This window comes from Acidovorax sp. NCPPB 3576, assembly GCF_028473605.1.
Classification (GTDB): domain Bacteria; phylum Pseudomonadota; class Gammaproteobacteria; order Burkholderiales; family Burkholderiaceae_C; genus Paracidovorax.
In genome coordinates this window covers 5,028,472-5,043,192 of record NZ_CP097267.1, presented here as the reverse complement: position 1 = coordinate 5,043,192, position 14,721 = coordinate 5,028,472, and the positions used below count along the sequence as shown (strand labels likewise).

Annotated in this window: 12 protein-coding genes and 1 riboswitch; of the genes, 9 read left to right on the top strand and 3 right to left on the bottom strand. The window is 66.5% G+C overall.

Annotated elements, in window-relative coordinates; all coding sequences use genetic code 11:
• The first annotated feature begins 63 nt into the window (after positions 1–63).
• The 4 genes from fmdA (at position 64) to M5C98_RS22970 (ending at position 2,705) form a co-directional block, all read left to right on the top strand.
• Positions 64–1,290 carry a formamidase gene (fmdA, locus tag M5C98_RS22985; protein WP_272549817.1) on the top strand — a complete coding sequence of 409 codons (1,227 nt, stop codon included), beginning with the start codon at positions 64–66 and terminating at the stop codon, positions 1,288–1,290.
• 29 nt (positions 1,291–1,319) lie between these two features.
• The gene (locus tag M5C98_RS22980; protein WP_272549816.1) at positions 1,320–1,676 is read left to right on the top strand and encodes an FmdB family zinc ribbon protein; all 357 of its coding nucleotides are present in this window, start codon (positions 1,320–1,322) and stop codon (positions 1,674–1,676) included.
• A 206-nt stretch (positions 1,677–1,882) separates the two neighbouring features.
• Positions 1,883–2,302 carry a hypothetical protein gene (locus tag M5C98_RS22975; RefSeq protein WP_272549815.1) on the top strand — a complete coding sequence of 140 codons (420 nt, stop codon included), beginning with the start codon at positions 1,883–1,885 and terminating at the stop codon, positions 2,300–2,302.
• Positions 2,303–2,333: 31 nt separating this feature from the next.
• Positions 2,334–2,705: a hypothetical protein gene (locus M5C98_RS22970; RefSeq protein WP_272549814.1), complete on the top strand. Its 372-nt coding sequence runs from the start codon at positions 2,334–2,336 to the stop codon at positions 2,703–2,705.
• A 112-nt stretch (positions 2,706–2,817) separates the two neighbouring features.
• Here the strand turns inward: M5C98_RS22970 and M5C98_RS22965 are convergent, their stop codons facing one another.
• The gene (locus tag M5C98_RS22965) at positions 2,818–5,055 is read right to left on the bottom strand and encodes an NADP-dependent isocitrate dehydrogenase (RefSeq protein WP_272549813.1); all 2,238 of its coding nucleotides are present in this window, start codon (positions 5,053–5,055) and stop codon (positions 2,818–2,820) included.
• 160 nt (positions 5,056–5,215) lie between these two features.
• Entirely contained in the window at positions 5,216–6,160 is a 945-nt protein-coding gene (locus tag M5C98_RS22960) for a DMT family transporter (RefSeq protein ID WP_272549812.1), read from the bottom strand.
• Between the two features lie 285 nt (positions 6,161–6,445).
• Here M5C98_RS22960 and M5C98_RS22955 point away from each other — a divergent pair, with 285 nt between their 5' ends.
• The 5 genes from M5C98_RS22955 (at position 6,446) to M5C98_RS22935 (ending at position 13,702) form a co-directional block, all read left to right on the top strand.
• A complete protein-coding gene (locus M5C98_RS22955; protein WP_272549811.1) occupies positions 6,446–7,177 on the top strand; it encodes a hypothetical protein in 732 nt (243 codons plus the stop codon).
• 61 nt (positions 7,178–7,238) lie between these two features.
• A riboswitch (S-adenosyl-L-homocysteine riboswitch) is annotated at positions 7,239–7,336 on the top strand.
• Positions 7,337–7,365: 29 nt separating this feature from the next.
• The gene (metH, locus tag M5C98_RS22950) at positions 7,366–10,104 is read left to right on the top strand and encodes a methionine synthase (protein ID WP_272549810.1); all 2,739 of its coding nucleotides are present in this window, start codon (positions 7,366–7,368) and stop codon (positions 10,102–10,104) included.
• A gap of 109 nt (positions 10,105–10,213) precedes the next feature.
• Positions 10,214–10,396 (top strand): hypothetical protein, encoded by a 183-nt coding sequence (locus M5C98_RS22945; RefSeq protein ID WP_272549809.1) that lies wholly within the window; start codon positions 10,214–10,216, stop codon positions 10,394–10,396.
• A gap of 48 nt (positions 10,397–10,444) precedes the next feature.
• On the top strand, positions 10,445–12,715 hold the full coding sequence (locus M5C98_RS22940; protein ID WP_272549808.1) for a phosphocholine-specific phospholipase C: 2,271 nt from the start codon (positions 10,445–10,447) through the stop codon (positions 12,713–12,715).
• Between the two features lie 66 nt (positions 12,716–12,781).
• On the top strand, positions 12,782–13,702 hold the full coding sequence (locus tag M5C98_RS22935) for a YihY/virulence factor BrkB family protein (protein ID WP_442867208.1): 921 nt from the start codon (positions 12,782–12,784) through the stop codon (positions 13,700–13,702).
• 44 nt (positions 13,703–13,746) lie between these two features.
• Here the strand turns inward: M5C98_RS22935 and M5C98_RS22930 are convergent, their stop codons facing one another.
• The gene (locus M5C98_RS22930; RefSeq protein WP_272549807.1) at positions 13,747–14,655 is read right to left on the bottom strand and encodes a DUF72 domain-containing protein; all 909 of its coding nucleotides are present in this window, start codon (positions 14,653–14,655) and stop codon (positions 13,747–13,749) included.
• Positions 14,656–14,721: the final 66 nt, after the last annotated feature.

Here is a 14,721-nt window from a genome sequence, read left to right as displayed (position 1 = left end):
CCGCGACGGATTTCCGTTCCTTCCCCCTCGCCTTCTCTTCCCTTCACCTTCCAGGAGCACGCCATGGCTGAAACACTCATCCACGTCGATCTGAGTCAATCGCCGACCCAGAACGAGAACATTCACAACCGCTGGCACCCCGACATTCCGATGGCCTGCTGGGTGAACCCGGGCGACGATTTCATTCTGGAAACCTTCGACTGGACCGGCGGCTTCATCAAGAACAACGACAGCGCTGACGACGTGCGCGACATCGACCTGACCACGGTGCACTACCTCTCGGGCCCGGTGGGCGTCAAGGGCGCGGAGCCGGGCGACCTGCTGGTGGTGGACCTGCTGGACATCGGCGCCAAGCAGGACAGCCTGTGGGGCTTCAACGGCTTCTTCTCCAAGAAGAACGGCGGCGGCTTCCTGACCGAGCATTTCCCCGAAGCTCAGAAATCGATCTGGGACTTCAAGGGCATGTTCACCAGCTCGCGCCACATCCCGGGCGTCAACTTCGCCGGCCTGATCCACCCCGGCCTGATCGGCTGCCTGCCCGACAAGAAAATGCTCGACCTCTGGAACGAGCGTGAGCAAAAGCTCATCGACACCGATCCCACCGCCGGACTGGCCAACCCCCCCTCGGCCGGCACCGCCCACATGGGCCGCCTGACCGGCGACGCCAAGGCCAAGGCCGCGGCCGAAGGCGCCCGCACCGTGCCGCCGCGCGAGCACGGCGGCAACTGTGACATCAAGGATCTGTCGCGCGGATCGAAGGTGTTCTTCCCGGTCTACGTGGACGGCGCGGGCCTGTCGGTCGGCGACCTGCACTTCAGCCAGGGCGATGGAGAAATCACGTTCTGCGGCGCGATCGAGATGGCCGGCTGGGTGCACATGAAGGTGACGCTGATCAAGGGCGGCATGGCCAAGTACGGCATCAAGAACCCCATCTTCAAGCCCAGCCCCATCGTGCCGACCTACAACGATTATTTGATCTTCGAAGGCATCTCGGTCGATGAGGCGGGAAAGCAGTACTACCTGGACGTGAACGTGGCCTACCGCCAGGCCTGCCTGAACGCGATCGAATACCTGAAGAAGTTCGGCTACAGCGGCGCGCAGGCGTATTCGATCCTGGGCACGGCCCCGGTGCAGGGCCACATCAGCGGCGTGGTCGATGTGCCCAATGCCTGCGCCACGCTGTGGCTGCCGACGCAGATCTTCGAGTTCGACATCAACCCGAACGCCAACGGCCCGGTGAAGATGCTGGACGGCAGCATCGACATGCCGCTGTCGCCCGACCTCGTCTGACCGGCCGCCACACGACAGGACACCGCGCCATGCCCACCTACGACTACCAGTGCGCCGCCTGTGGCGGCTTCGATGCCCTGCGCAGCTTGGCGCTGCGCAACGAGCCCGCGGCTTGCCCCCAATGCAGCGCGGCATCCCCCCGCGTTTTCGCCACTGCCCCGCGGCTGGCCTGCGTGAGCCCGGAGCAGCGCCGCGCGTTCGACACCAACGAACGCGCGCAGCATGCGCCGCGGTCCTCCCGCAACGGCGATGAAGGCAGCTACGGCCGGATGCGCCATCCGGCGGGGTGCGGCTGCTGCGGCACTGGCAAGCGCGGTGCCACGGTGACGACGGCGAACGGAGCGAAGGCGTTTCCGTCCAAGCGGCCCTGGATGATCAGCCACTAGGCGATTGGGATTTCGGCGGGCCGTGGGACACCGCCCCGCTGCCACGCATGGTCAGAGCGAGGGGGCCGATGGCCCACCCAGAAGCGCGGCTGCGCAGTTGTCTTACCCCTGGGCGGTGCTTGTTGCGACACATTTCGTCCATGGCAAATCGTGCTGCAAGGGGTTTTGAACGCCGGCGCCTGGCGGGTTGCGGCCGCTGGGCTGGAATGGCGTGGCTGCCGCTTCTCGCGGCACTGGCCGGCTGTGAAGGCCGCCATGATCTGGCCTCCAGCGGATGCCTGCCGCTGCGTGCGCCGGCCCGTGTGGTGCTGCTGCAGGAGTCTGGCCTTTACCAGCTGCGCGAAGCACCGGCGCTCGTGCTCTCAGCGCATCCGCGCGATCCGTCGAACGACCGCTTTCATGGCCTGCAGCGGGTCCGCACGCTGCCGCCGGGGACGCCGCTGGAGATCGCGCGTCTGGAACAGGCCTGGGGTTTCGATGTGGGCAAGGGGCGCATCAGTGCGTTCGGCACGTCGCCGCAGGGCGAACCCTTTGAGTACGGTTGGGGTGGCGGCACGCAGATCAGCCGCGCGCCCTGGGAGCCGGCCTCCGTTGCACCACTTCGGGCGGTGCGGTGCGGCGATTGAACCGCTCACTCAGAAAGACAAAGGAGCACAGATGGCATTTTCTTTTCGCAGCGCTGCATGCATGGCGGTCTTGGCCGCAGCGGCCCCGGCTTTCGCCCAGAGCGTTCTGTACACCGCGCGCCCGGCCATCGGGCTGAGCGTGAGCGACAAGATGGCGACCCGCCAGCCGCGTGTGGAGTTCACCGTGACCATGCCGGACGGGAAGACGACCACCGCGACCACCGAGCCCCAAGGGGGCGGCGAGCGCGCCGGGACCGTGCACTATCCCAGCGATTTCGGCAACGCGGGCACCCGCGTGGGCGATTACACCTGGGTGGCTCGTATCGGCGGCAAGGTGGTGCTCGACGGACGTTTCAGCTATCGGCCGACGCCCGAGGGGCAGCTGCTGTTCGTTCCCCGATAGAGGCGGTCCGATCCGGCGGCCATGAAGAAAAAGCGCCTGCCCACATTGCGGTGGGCAGGCGCTTTCGAAACCGGCCAGCCCTTGTGCAAGGGCCGGCGCTTTCTCACGCGGATCAGGCGGTCACGGCAGCCAGCGCCGCATTCAGCGTGGCGCTGGGCCGCATCACGGCCTCGGTCTTCTTCGGGTCGGGCAGGTAGTACCCGCCGATGTCTGCCGGCTTGCCCTGCACGTCCGCCAGTTCACCGACGATCTTCTGCTCGTTGTCGGCCAGCGTCTTGGCCAACCCGGCGAACTTGGCGGCCAGGGCCGTGTCCTCGGTCTGCGCGGCCAGTTCCTGGGCCCAGTACAGGGCCAGGTAGAACTGGCTGCCGCGGTTGTCCAGCTGGCCGGTCTTGGGGCTGGGGTTCTTGTTGTTGTCCAGCAGCTTGCCGGTGGCGGTGTCCAGCGTCCTGGCCAAGAGGGCGGCCTGTTGGTTGCCGGTCTTCAGGCCCAGGTCTTCCAGGCTCACGGCCAGGGCCAGGAATTCGCCCAGCGAATCCCAGCGCAGGTGGTTTTCTTCCACCAGTTGCTGCACGTGCTTGGGCGCCGAGCCGCCGGCACCCGTTTCGTACATGCCGCCGCCGGCCATCAGGGGCACGACCGACAGCATCTTGGCGCTGGTGCCCAGCTCCATGATGGGGAACAGGTCGGTCAGGTAGTCGCGCAGGATGTTGCCGGTGACGCTGATCGTGTCCAGGCCGCGGATCACGCGCTCCAGCGTGTAGCGCATCGCCCGCACCTGGCTCATGATCTGGATGTCCAGGCCGGTCGTGTCGTGGTCCTTCAGGTAGGTCTTGACCTTCTTGATGACCTCGTTCTCGTGCGGGCGGTACGGGTCCAGCCAGAACACGGCGGGCATGCCGGAATTGCGGGCACGGGTCACGGCCAGCTTCACCCAGTCGCGGATCGGGGCGTCCTTGACCTGGCACATGCGCCAGATGTCGCCTTCTTCCACGTTCTGGCTCAGCAGCACTTCGCCTGTCGCCAGATCGACGATGTTGGCCACGCCGGCTTCCGGCACTTCGAACGTCTTGTCGTGCGAACCGTACTCTTCGGCCTGCTGGGCCATCAGGCCCACGTTGGGCACGGTGCCCATGGTCTTGGGGTCGAACGCGCCATGCCATTTGCAGAAGTTGATAATCTCCTGGTAGATGCGGGCGAAGGTACTCTCGGGGATCACCGCCTTGGTGTCCTTCAGGCGGCCGTCGGCGCCCCACATCTTGCCGCCGTTGCGGATCATGGCGGGCATCGAGGCATCAACGATCACGTCGTTGGGAGAGTGGAAGTTGGTGATGCCCTTGGCCGAATCGACCATCGCCAGCTCGGGGCGGTTTTCGTGGCAGGCGTGCAGGTCGCGCTTGATCTCGTCCTGCTTGCTCTGCGGCAGAGTGGCGATCTTGTTGTACAGATCGACCATGCCGTTGTTCACGTTCACGCCCAGTTCTTCGAACAGTTGCGCATGCTTGGCGAAAGCTTCCTTGTAGAAGATGCGCACGGCGTGGCCGAAGACGATCGGGTGCGACACCTTCATCATCGTCGCCTTGACGTGCAGCGAGAACATCACGCCGGTCTTGTGCGCGTCCTCGATCTCTTTTTCATAGAACTCGAGCAGCGCCGTCTTGCTCATGAACATGCTGTCGATGATCTCGCCGTCCTTCAGCGACACCTTGGGCTTGAGCACCGTGGTCTTGCCGCTCTTGCCGACCAGTTCCATCTTCACGTCGCGCGCCTTGTCGAGCGTGATCGACTTTTCGCCGTGATAGAAGTCGCCGTGGTGCATGTGCGAGACATGCGAGCGCGATGCCTGGCTCCATTCGGCCATGCTGTGCGGGTTCTTGCGGGCGTATTCCTTGACGGCCTTGGGCGCACGGCGGTCGGAGTTGCCTTCGCGCAGGACCGGGTTCACCGCGCTGCCGATGCACTTGTTGTAGCGGGCGCGAATGTCCTTTTCTTCGTCGGTCGTCGGATTTTCGGGGTAGTCGGGAATCGCATAGCCCTTGCCCTGCAGTTCCTTGATGGCGGCCACCAGCTGCGATACCGATGCGCTGATGTTGGGCAGCTTGATGATGTTGGCGTCGGGCGAGAGCGTCAGCTTGCCCAGGGCGGCCAGGTTGTCGGGCACGCGCTGTGCCTCGGTCAGGCGTTCGGGAAACTGGCCCAGGATGCGGCTGGCGACCGAGATGTCGCTGGTCTCCACGTGGATGCCCGCTGGGGCCGCGAAGGTCCGCACGATCGGCAGGAAGGCGGCCGTCGCCAGGGCGGGGGCTTCGTCGGTCAGCGTGTAGATGATGGTCGGTTGCGTCGTGCTCATTCGCTTGCGTTCCTTGGGAAGGGGAGGGACAGATCAGCCGGTGATTTTCGCGCTTTCTGAAGGCAGCCGGTGCGGATGCCCCTCAGCGCCGTTCGGGGCAGGTGCCGACGCGCCCGATGGCGGGCACGAAAGGGGAGTCCGCTCGGCGGCCGCCGCAGGCTTACGCGCGCGGTGCGGATGCCCTGGTCACCAGCCAGATGCCGCCGCACACCAGCACCAGGGCCACCGCGTTGCGCCATTCGAGCAGGCTCTCTTCCAGGAACCAGGCCGACAGCAGGGTGCCGAACACAGGCACCATGAAGTTGAACGCGGTGATGAGGCTCACCCGGTTGTGCTTGAGCAGCAGGCTCCAGATCGAGATCGCCAGGGACGACAGCACCACCAGATAGGCCAGCAGCGATGACGAAGCCCAGGTCACCTCGCCCAGCGCGCCGCCCGTGGCATAGCCGAGCGCCAGCAGCACCAGGCCGCCGATGGTCAACTGGTAGGCGGTCATCACGATGGGGTCCATCCCTTGTGAAATGCGCTTGCCGTAGACGCCGCCCAGCGCCAGCACCAGGGCGGCGATCACCACGAAACCCTCGCCCAGCAGGGCGAACTCGAAGTCGCTCAGCGTCCCGGCCAGCCCGGCGCCGAGGTTGACCGCCATGACCCCCGCGAAGCCAACGATGCAGCCCCAGGCCTTGGCGTGGCTGATGCGGTCGTTGTGGTACAGGAAATGCGCCAGCAGCACGCTGAAGAAGGTGCCGGTGGCGTTCATGATCGAGGCTTTCACCCCCGTCGTGTTCGCCACGCCGATGTAGAAGAAGATGTACTGCAGCGTGGTCTGCAGCAGGCCCAGCAGCGCCAGCTGGAACCAGGCCCGTGCCGGCCAGCCGGCGAGTTGCCTGCCGCTGGCGGCCACCCAGGCCAGCAAAGCCAGGCCCGCCAGCGCGAAGCGCCATCCGGCGAACACGAGTTTGGAGGGGGTGTCTCCGCTGTCGATGCCGAACAGTGCATAGCCGTTCTTGATCGCAGGGTACGAACTGCCCCAGAGCAGGCAGCAAAACAGCGCGAGCAGGAACACGTTCCTGCGTTGCGCCAACGGAGAAATAGGGGGCGACATGGCTTCTTTCCAGTGGGGTGCGTGCCCCAAAACGGCGAATTTTGCACCGGTTGTACGACAACATGGTGTGAAAATATCTTGCTTTGGCCGAATGTGGCTTCTTTTAGCGTATTTTTGCCTGTTATTGTCTGATGACTATCGAAAGGCGCGGTTGCTGAATACGCAAACTGCTCCGGATACAGATCGGCAACTTTCGCGAAGACTGAATACCCATACGGACAAGATGCATCGGCGGTTTCAAAAAATCGATGCCGCTTTTCAAGCCTTGCCGATAATGCGACGCACATGCGACCGACTTTCGCTCTGCTCCTACTGTCCTGTTGCGCCCTGGCGGCACTGTCCGGCTGTGCCAGTTCGCCCGCACCCCACGGCGAGGTCAAGGGGGCGTCCGCCAGCGGCAGCGAGATGGGCCAATCCGACGTGAACCGGATGGCCACGCTGGGCATGCGGGAGAACCTCGATAGCCTCTACCGGCTGATGGACAAGCTCTACCGCCGCAATCCCGCCGAATGGCGCAAGACCAGCGCGGTGGGCCGCGAGCAGGCCATGGAGCAAGTCCGCGCTGCCATCGAGCAGGGCGGCACCTGGGCGCCCCTGCAGGGCCGGCGCGACATCGCGGCGATGGCGGCGGCGCTGGCGCCGGAATTCGCGGGCGACCGCGTGGCGGCGTTCATCTACGCCACGGCCGACATGCTGATCACCGCGCACGACGGAAAGATCGAGTTCTTCCTGCTCGACAGCCTCGATGCGCAGCATCTGTACAACGCGGCGCGCAACGTGGAGATCGCCGTGTGGATGCTGTCGCAGCGCCGCACCGCGGCGGGCCAGCCGCTGCTGCTGGCCGACGAGATCGGGCCTCAGGGGCGCAACCTGAGCTTCGAGCGCGAGTTCGGCAAGATCATCGGCCGGCTCGACCTGCTGGCGGCGGTGGCCACCGAAAAGTACCGCCGCGCCGCCATCACCTATGTGCAAGGGCTGGTGGGGGGCTCGTTCCTGCAGTTCCTGCCGGTGCGCTAGCAATCCACTCGAAATGGCCCGGTGGCGGCGTACCCGGGCGCCGGCCGCGTAAAATCCGGCCGCCCCCGAGGAGCGTTGCAGCGCCTGCCGATCAACCGGCTCAACCAGGCGTCAGGCTCGGGCGGCGATGGCCCCACTGTCCAACGACGCTCGCCTGTTCCCAACTACCGATTGCGCAGGTGAGCCTGATGTCCGCCCCCCTTATCCCGCCTCCCATGAAGCTCTCGGGCCTCGAACCGGTTTCCATCGGCGAGGGCACGCTGTTCGTCAACATCGGCGAGCGCACCAACGTCACCGGCTCCAAGGCCTTCGCCCGCATGATCCTGAACGGCCAGTACGAAGAGGCCTTGGCCGTCGCGCGCCAGCAGGTGGAGAACGGCGCGCAGGTCATCGACATCAACATGGACGAGGCCATGCTCGACAGCAAGGCGGCCATGGTGCGCTTCCTGCAGCTGATCGCCTCCGAGCCCGATATCGCGCGCGTGCCGATCATGGTGGACTCGTCCAAATGGGACGTGATCGAGGCCGGCCTGCGCTGCATCCAGGGCAAGGGCATCGTCAACTCCATCTCCATGAAAGAGGGCGTGGAGAAGTTCAAGCACGAGGCGCGTCTCGTGAAGCGCTACGGCGCCGCCGCCGTGGTGATGGCCTTCGACGAGGTGGGCCAGGCCGACACCTACGAGCGCAAGATCGAGATCTGCGAGCGCGCCTACCGCGTGCTGGTCGACGAGGTGGGCTTTCCGCCCGAGGACATCATCTTCGACCCCAACATCTTCGCGGTGGCCACCGGCATCGAAGAGCACAACAACTACGCGGTCGATTTCATCGAGGCCGTGCGCTGGATCAAGCAGCACCTGCCGGGCGCCAAGGTCTCGGGCGGCGTCTCCAACGTGAGCTTCAGCTTCCGCGGCAACGACCCGGTGCGCGAGGCCATCCACACCGTTTTCTTGTACCACGCTATTTCAGCCGGCATGGACATGGGCATCGTCAACGCGGGCATGGTCGGCGTGTACGACGACCTGGAACCCACCTTGCGCGAGCGCGTGGAAGACGTGGTGCTCAACCGCCGCCCCGATGCGGGTGAACGTCTGGTCGAAGTGGCCGAGACGGCCCGAAGCGGTGCCAAGGACGAGAGCAAGCGGCTCGAATGGCGCGGCACGCCCGAGCATCCGAAAACCGTGGGCGAACGCCTGTCGCACGCGCTGGTGCACGGCATCACCGACTTCATCGTGGAAGACACCGAAGAGGCCTACCAGGCCATCGTCGCCAAGGGCGGCCGCCCGCTGCATGTGATCGAAGGCCCGCTCATGGACGGCATGAACGTGGTGGGCGACCTGTTCGGCGCGGGCAAGATGTTCCTGCCCCAGGTGGTCAAGAGCGCCCGCGTGATGAAGTCCGCCGTGGCGCACCTGATTCCGTACATCGAGGAAGAAAAGCGGCAGGACGAGTTGGCCGGCCGCGACGTGCGCAGCAAGGGCAAGATCATCATCGCCACCGTGAAGGGCGACGTGCACGACATCGGCAAGAACATCGTCACCGTGGTCCTGCAGTGCAACAACTTCGAGGTGGTGAACATGGGCGTGATGGTGCCGTGCCACGAGATTTTGGCGCGCGCCAAGGTCGAGGGCGCGGACATCGTGGGCCTGTCGGGACTGATCACGCCCAGCCTGGAAGAGATGCAATACGTGGCCGGCGAGATGCAAAAGGACGAACATTTCCGCATCAAGAAGATCCCGCTGCTCATCGGCGGGGCCACCACCAGCCGCGTGCACACCGCCGTCAAGATCGCGCCGCATTACGAAGGCCCCGTCGTCTATGTGCCCGATGCGTCCCGCAGCGTGAGCGTGGCGCAGAGCCTGCTGGGCGACGGCGTGCAAAGCTATGTCGATGAGCTGAACGCCGACTACGACAAGGTGCGCACCCAGCACGCCAACAAGAAGCAGACGCCCCTGTGGCCGCTGGCAAAGGCCCGCGCCAACCGCACGCCCATCGACTGGTCGGCCTATCGCCCGGCCACGCCGCGCCTGCTGGGCCGGCGCATGTTCAAGAACTTCGACCTGAACGAGCTGGCCAGGTACATCGACTGGGGCCCGTTCTTCCAGACCTGGGACCTGGCCGGCCCGTACCCCGCCATCCTGACCGACGAGGTGGTGGGCGAGCAGGCCACGCGCGTCTTCGCCGATGGCAAGGCCATGCTGCGCCGGCTGGTGGAAGGCCGCTGGCTGAGTGCCAGTGGCGTGCTGGCGCTGTACCCGGCCAACAGCGTGGGCGACGACATCGAGTTCTACACCGACGAATCGCGCACCGAGGTCGCCATGACCTGGTACGGCATGCGCCAGCAGACCGAAAAGCACGTGATCGATGGCGTGCCTCGCCCCAGCCGGTGCCTGGCCGACTTCGTGGCGCCCAAGGAAAGCGGCGTGGCCGACTACGCGGGCCTGTTCGCCGTCACCGCCGGCCTGGGCGTGGAGAAGAAGGAGCAGGCCTTCGTCGATGCGCTGGACGACTACTCGGCCATCATGCTCAAGAGCCTGGCCGACCGCCTGGCCGAAGCTTTCGCCGAATGCCTGCACCACCGCGTGCGCACTGACCTGTGGGGCTATGCGGCCGGCGAGCAGTTGAGCAACGACGACATGATCGCCGAGAAGTACCAGGGCATCCGCCCCGCGCCCGGCTACCCGGCCTGCCCGGACCACAGCGCCAAGAGCGAACTGTTTCGCGTCCTGCAGTGCGGCGAGATCGGCATGGGCCTCACCGAAAGCCTGGCCATGACGCCCGCCGCCAGCGTGAGCGGCTTCTACATCGGCCATCCCGAAAGCCAGTATTTCAACGTCGGGAAGATCGGCGAAGACCAGGTGCACGACCTGGCCACGCGGCGCGGCATGGACGAAGCGGCGCTGACGCGGCTGCTGGCGCCCAACCTCTGACCGGCGGCGCCGTCACGGCGCTGCCCCCGCCGCGTCACGCGCAAGTCACTCGGGCGCCACAGTCGGCGGGAAGAATGAAGGACTTCATTCCTTCCCTTCTTCCCACGCCATGACCATCCCTCTGCAGCGCTCGCCGCTGCCCCTGATCGGCCGCCCGTTGCCGGGCGCCAGCGCGCTCTTTCTTGCCTTGCTGCTGGCGGGCTGCGGCGGCAGCGGTGGTGCGGATGCCACCGCTCCCGCCGCGACGGCCACGTGCGCCAGTCCGGACACGCACTGCGCGCCCAAGCCCTGAACGGGGCACCCCCCGGACCCCGCCCACGGACAAGAAAGACTCCTCCAAATGACCGTCGATTCCTCCAAACGCAATTTCCTCACGACCGCGCTCGGCGTGGGCGCCGCCTCGGCCACGCTCACCGCCTTCCCACCGGCCATCCGGCGCGCCCTGGCCATCGAGGCCCACAACGCCACCGGCACCATCCAGGACGTGCAGCACGTCGTTCTGCTGATGATGGAAAACCGCTCGTTCGATGGTTACTTCGGCACCTTCAAGGGCGTGCGCGGCTTCGGTGACCGCTTCCCGATCCCCACGCCCAACGGCCGCAACGTTTTCTACCAGACCTACACCAAGACGTCGCCGCCCAGCACCTATGTGCCCTACCGCCTGGACGAAGCCAAGGGCAACGCGCAGCGCGCCGGCAGCACGCCCCACACCTGGGTGGACTCGCAGGCGGCCTGGGACCACGGGCGCATGTCCCAGTGGCCCGACGCGAAGCTGCCTCTGTCGATGGGCTACTACGAAACGGCGGAGGTGCCGTTCCAGCGCGCGCTGGCCGATGCCTTCACGCTGTGCGACCACTACCACTGCGGCATGCACACCGGCACCATCGCCAACCGGCTTTTCTACTGGACCGGCACCAACGGCCCGAACGGCGTCAGCCCCATCGATGGCTCCAAGGTCCGTGTCGCGGGCCTGAACAACCAGTTCAACGGCGGCAACGACATCGGCGCGTCCACCGATGGCTGGACCTGGACCACCTACGCCGACCGGCTGGAGAAAGCGGGCGTGAAATGGAAGGTCTATCAGAGCCTGATCGACAACTTCGGCTGCAACGAGATGATGGGCTTTCGCCACTGGCGCGCCGAGATCGAGAAGATGCCCGCGGACCGCAAGCCGATCTACGTGGCCAAGACCGACATCACGCAGCCGGTCGATCTGGCCGGGCCGTTCTACGACGCCAGGATTGACGACCCCCTGAGCCCGCTGGCCAAGGGCTTCGGCAACACCATGCCGCAGGGCTTTCTGGAGACGTTCCGCGAGGACATCCGCCAGGGCACGCTGCCGGCGGTGTCGTGGATCATTCCGCCCTCGGTCTATAGCGAGCACCCCGGACCGTCGAGTCCGGCGCAGGGCGGCTGGTACGTGCAGGAGGTGCTGGACGCGCTCACGGCCAATCCGGACGTCTGGAGCAAGACGGTGCTGCTGATCAACTTCGACGAGAACGACGGCTTTTTCGACCACCTGCCGTCGCCCGCGGCGCCCTCGCGCAACCCGGACGGCAGTCTGGCCGGTGCCTGTACGTTGCCGGCCGCCGATGTGGCGGTGGAGTACCACGACTTCCAGCCCGCCACGCCGAGCCAGCCGGCGGCCGACGGCAAGCCCTACGGCCCCGGCCCGCGCGTGCCGATGTGGGTGGTGTCCCCATGGAGCCGGGGCGGCTGGGTCAATTCCCAGGTGTTCGACCACACCTCCACCTTGCTGTTCCTGGAAAAGCGCTTCGGCGTGGCCGAGCCGCAGGTCAGCCCCTACCGCCGTGCGGTCTGCGGGGACTTGACCAGCTGCTTCAACTTCGTCAACCCCAACACCGAGACCTTGCCGACCCTTGCCGGCCGCACGACCAAGGGCGCGGTGGACGCCCGCGTGGCGGCGCAGGCCCAGGCCGCCAAGCTGCCCCAGCCCACGGCCACCGCCGGCGCGGCACTGCCGGTGCAGGCCGAGGGCGTGCGGCCCTCGCGCGCGCTGCCCTACGAGCTGCACACCACGGCCCAGGTCAGTGCGGGTGCGGGCACGGTCACGCTGCTGTTCGCCCACACCGGCAAGGCGGGCACCGCGGCGGTGTTCCATGTCTATGACAAGAACCACCTCGACCGGATTCCGCGCCGCTACGTCGTGGAGGCGGGAAAGACTCTGAGCGGCGTCTGGAACGCGGCGGCCGATGGCGGCCCGTACCACCTGTGGGTGCTCGGTCCCAACGGCTACCACCGCGAATTCATCGGCGACCTGAAGCAGCAGACATCCACGGGCGGGCCGGAAGTGCAGGTCTGCTACGAGCTGTGCGAGCCGCCGCAGGTGCGGGTGAAGCTGTACAACCGCAGCAGCAGCGCGATGACGTTCTCGGCCGAAGCGCATGCCTACCGTGTGGATGGACCGTGGACGCGCAGCGTGGCCCCCGGTGCAGTGGAAGAACTCGCCTGGCCCCTGGGCGACAGCGGCAACTGGTATGACTTCGTGGTGCGCTGCAGCGCTGCGCCGGCCTTCCAGCGCCGCTTTGCAGGCCGCATCGAGACGGGCAAGGATTCGGTGTCCGACCCCGCCATGGGCCAACCGGGCTGAGCCGGCCGGCGCACTGGCGAACTGTTCCGACACCTGGCCGCGCGGCCTTGGTGTGCAATGGGCGCCATGTCCTCATCGTTCTTCAAGCCATGGATCGAGCGCGCGAAAGCGCTCGCCAGCCCGATCATGCCGCTGGTGCGGGCTGCCAATCTCTGGCTGGATGCGGACGGCCTGCGCATGAGTGCGGCGATGTCGTTCTACGGCTTGCTGAGCCTGGCGCCGGTGCTGCTCTTGCTGGTGGGCGTGCTGGGCTGGTGGATCGACAAGTCCTATCTTGAAAGCACCATGGTCGGCCAGGTGCGCGGCGTGATGGGCGATCGCGTGGCCGAAGTGGTGCAGTTGGCGCTGTCCAGCGCGCGGGAGCCGTCGGAGGGGCGGATCGCTTCCATCGCTGGATTCGTGCTGCTGCTGTCCGGCGCCACGGGCGTGTTCGTGGAACTGCAGTCGGCGCTGGAGCGGCTGTGGGCGCGCGACTCTGCCCCTCCCCCGGAACAGAAGGCGTGGTGGCGCATGGCGTCGCTGCGGGTGCGGGGGCTGGCCTATGTGCTGGCCATCGGATTCCTGCTGCTGATCTCGCTGGTCGTATCGACCGTGATCCATGTGGTGGCCACCTGGGCCAGCGCTCGGCTGCCGATGGCCACGGGCCCGCTGCTGCAGCTGGCCAATGAACTGGTGGCCTTTGGCATCGCGGTGCTGCTGTTCGTAGGGCTGATGCGCATCGGGGGCGGCCAGAAGCCGCCGCTCATCTGCCTGGTGTTCGGCGCGGTCGTCGGCGCCATTCTGTTCACCGTGGGCAAGCAATTGCTGGCGCTGTACCTCGCCACTGCGGCGGTGGTGTCGGCCTATGGCGCCGCCGGCTCGCTGGTGGTGGTGCTGATGTGGATCTACTTTTCGTCGGCCGTGCTGCTGTTCTCGGCCAGTTGCGCACGGGCCTTCCAGGAGGTGCGGGAAGAGAACCTGGAAGGGCCTCCGGCCGGCCGGCGCTGAGCGGCCCGGGCCGCCCTTCGCTGGCAGGGCGGGGCGCTGTCCTTTCACGGCCCGGGCGGCGCGGCCTCCAGTTGCGTGCCCAGTTGCAGATAGCGCGCCAGCCGCAGCGCGTTCTCGGGCGCCTGGGTCTTCATGGTGTTGTCGAAAAAGCAGAACACGTCGCGCTCCTGTCCGCTGGGCGTCTCAGAAGGGGGCCCGGCGTTTTCCAGCCCTTTCGGGGCCTGGCCATGCGACCACGCGCGGATGCGCTCGCCCCACTGCGCGATCTGCGCATCGCTGTAGCCGCTGGCATAAAGCTGCTGCGCGCCGTGCAGCCGCAGGTAGAGGAAGTCCGCCGTCACATCGCCCAGTTCAGGCCAGCGCCCGCCGGTATCGGCCGTCACCAGCGCCACGCGGTGGCGCCGCAGCAAGTCGATGCACTCCGGGGTGCGGTAGCTGCCGTGCCGCACCTCCAGGGCATGGCGCAGGCGCCAGGGGCGGGACGGCTCCAGCAGTTCACGGCCGTGCATGCGGTCTTCGCGCCCCTGTGCGAGCGTGGCGGCCGCATCGGTGTCGTGCGGCAGCAGGGAGAGAAAATCCTCCAGCAGCGCCGCATCGAACGGCAGGCTCGGCGGCAGTTGCCACAGGATGGGACCGAGCTTGGCGCCCAGCGCGAACAGCCCAGAGGCCATGAAATTGGCCACCGCCGGGCGCGCATCGCGCAGCCGCAGGATGTGGGTGATGTAGCGCGGCGCCTTGACGGTGAACACGAAGCCCTCCGGCGTATCGCTCGCCCACTGGGTGTAGCTGGCCGGGCGCTGCAGTGCGTAGAACGAGCCGTTCAACTCGATCGCCGGGAACTGGTGCGATGCGAAAGCCAGCTCCTTGGCCTGAACCAGCCCTTCCGGATAGAACGTGCCGCGCCAGGGCGCATAGCGCCAGCCGGATACTCCGATGCGGATCTGTGCAGCCATGGGCGTGCCCCCTTCAAGCACGCCGGGGCGGCATGCGTGGCGCCCAGTGTGGCGTGTATGGAACAG

What these genes read in the sequence shown, in the direction of transcription:
- M5C98_RS22940 (WP_272549808.1), top strand. Translation starts at nt 10,445, where the DNA reads ATGACCGTCGATTCCTCCAAACGCAATTTCCTCACGACCGCGCTCGGC.
- M5C98_RS22975 (WP_272549815.1), top strand. Translation starts at nt 1,883, where the DNA reads ATGGCGTGGCTGCCGCTTCTCGCGGCACTGGCCGGCTGTGAAGGCCGC.
- M5C98_RS22980 (WP_272549816.1), top strand. Translation starts at nt 1,320, where the DNA reads ATGCCCACCTACGACTACCAGTGCGCCGCCTGTGGCGGCTTCGATGCC.
- M5C98_RS22935 (WP_442867208.1), top strand. Translation starts at nt 12,782, where the DNA reads ATGTCCTCATCGTTCTTCAAGCCATGGATCGAGCGCGCGAAAGCGCTC.
- M5C98_RS22965 (WP_272549813.1), bottom strand. Translation starts at nt 5,055, where the DNA reads ATGAGCACGACGCAACCGACCATCATCTACACGCTGACCGACGAAGCC.
- fmdA (WP_272549817.1), top strand. Translation starts at nt 64, where the DNA reads ATGGCTGAAACACTCATCCACGTCGATCTGAGTCAATCGCCGACCCAG.
- M5C98_RS22970 (WP_272549814.1), top strand. Translation starts at nt 2,334, where the DNA reads ATGGCATTTTCTTTTCGCAGCGCTGCATGCATGGCGGTCTTGGCCGCA.
- M5C98_RS22960 (WP_272549812.1), bottom strand. Translation starts at nt 6,160, where the DNA reads ATGTCGCCCCCTATTTCTCCGTTGGCGCAACGCAGGAACGTGTTCCTG.
- M5C98_RS22930 (WP_272549807.1), bottom strand. Translation starts at nt 14,655, where the DNA reads ATGGCTGCACAGATCCGCATCGGAGTATCCGGCTGGCGCTATGCGCCC.
- M5C98_RS22945 (WP_272549809.1), top strand. Translation starts at nt 10,214, where the DNA reads ATGACCATCCCTCTGCAGCGCTCGCCGCTGCCCCTGATCGGCCGCCCG.
- M5C98_RS22955 (WP_272549811.1), top strand. Translation starts at nt 6,446, where the DNA reads ATGCGACCGACTTTCGCTCTGCTCCTACTGTCCTGTTGCGCCCTGGCG.
- metH (WP_272549810.1), top strand. Translation starts at nt 7,366, where the DNA reads ATGTCCGCCCCCCTTATCCCGCCTCCCATGAAGCTCTCGGGCCTCGAA.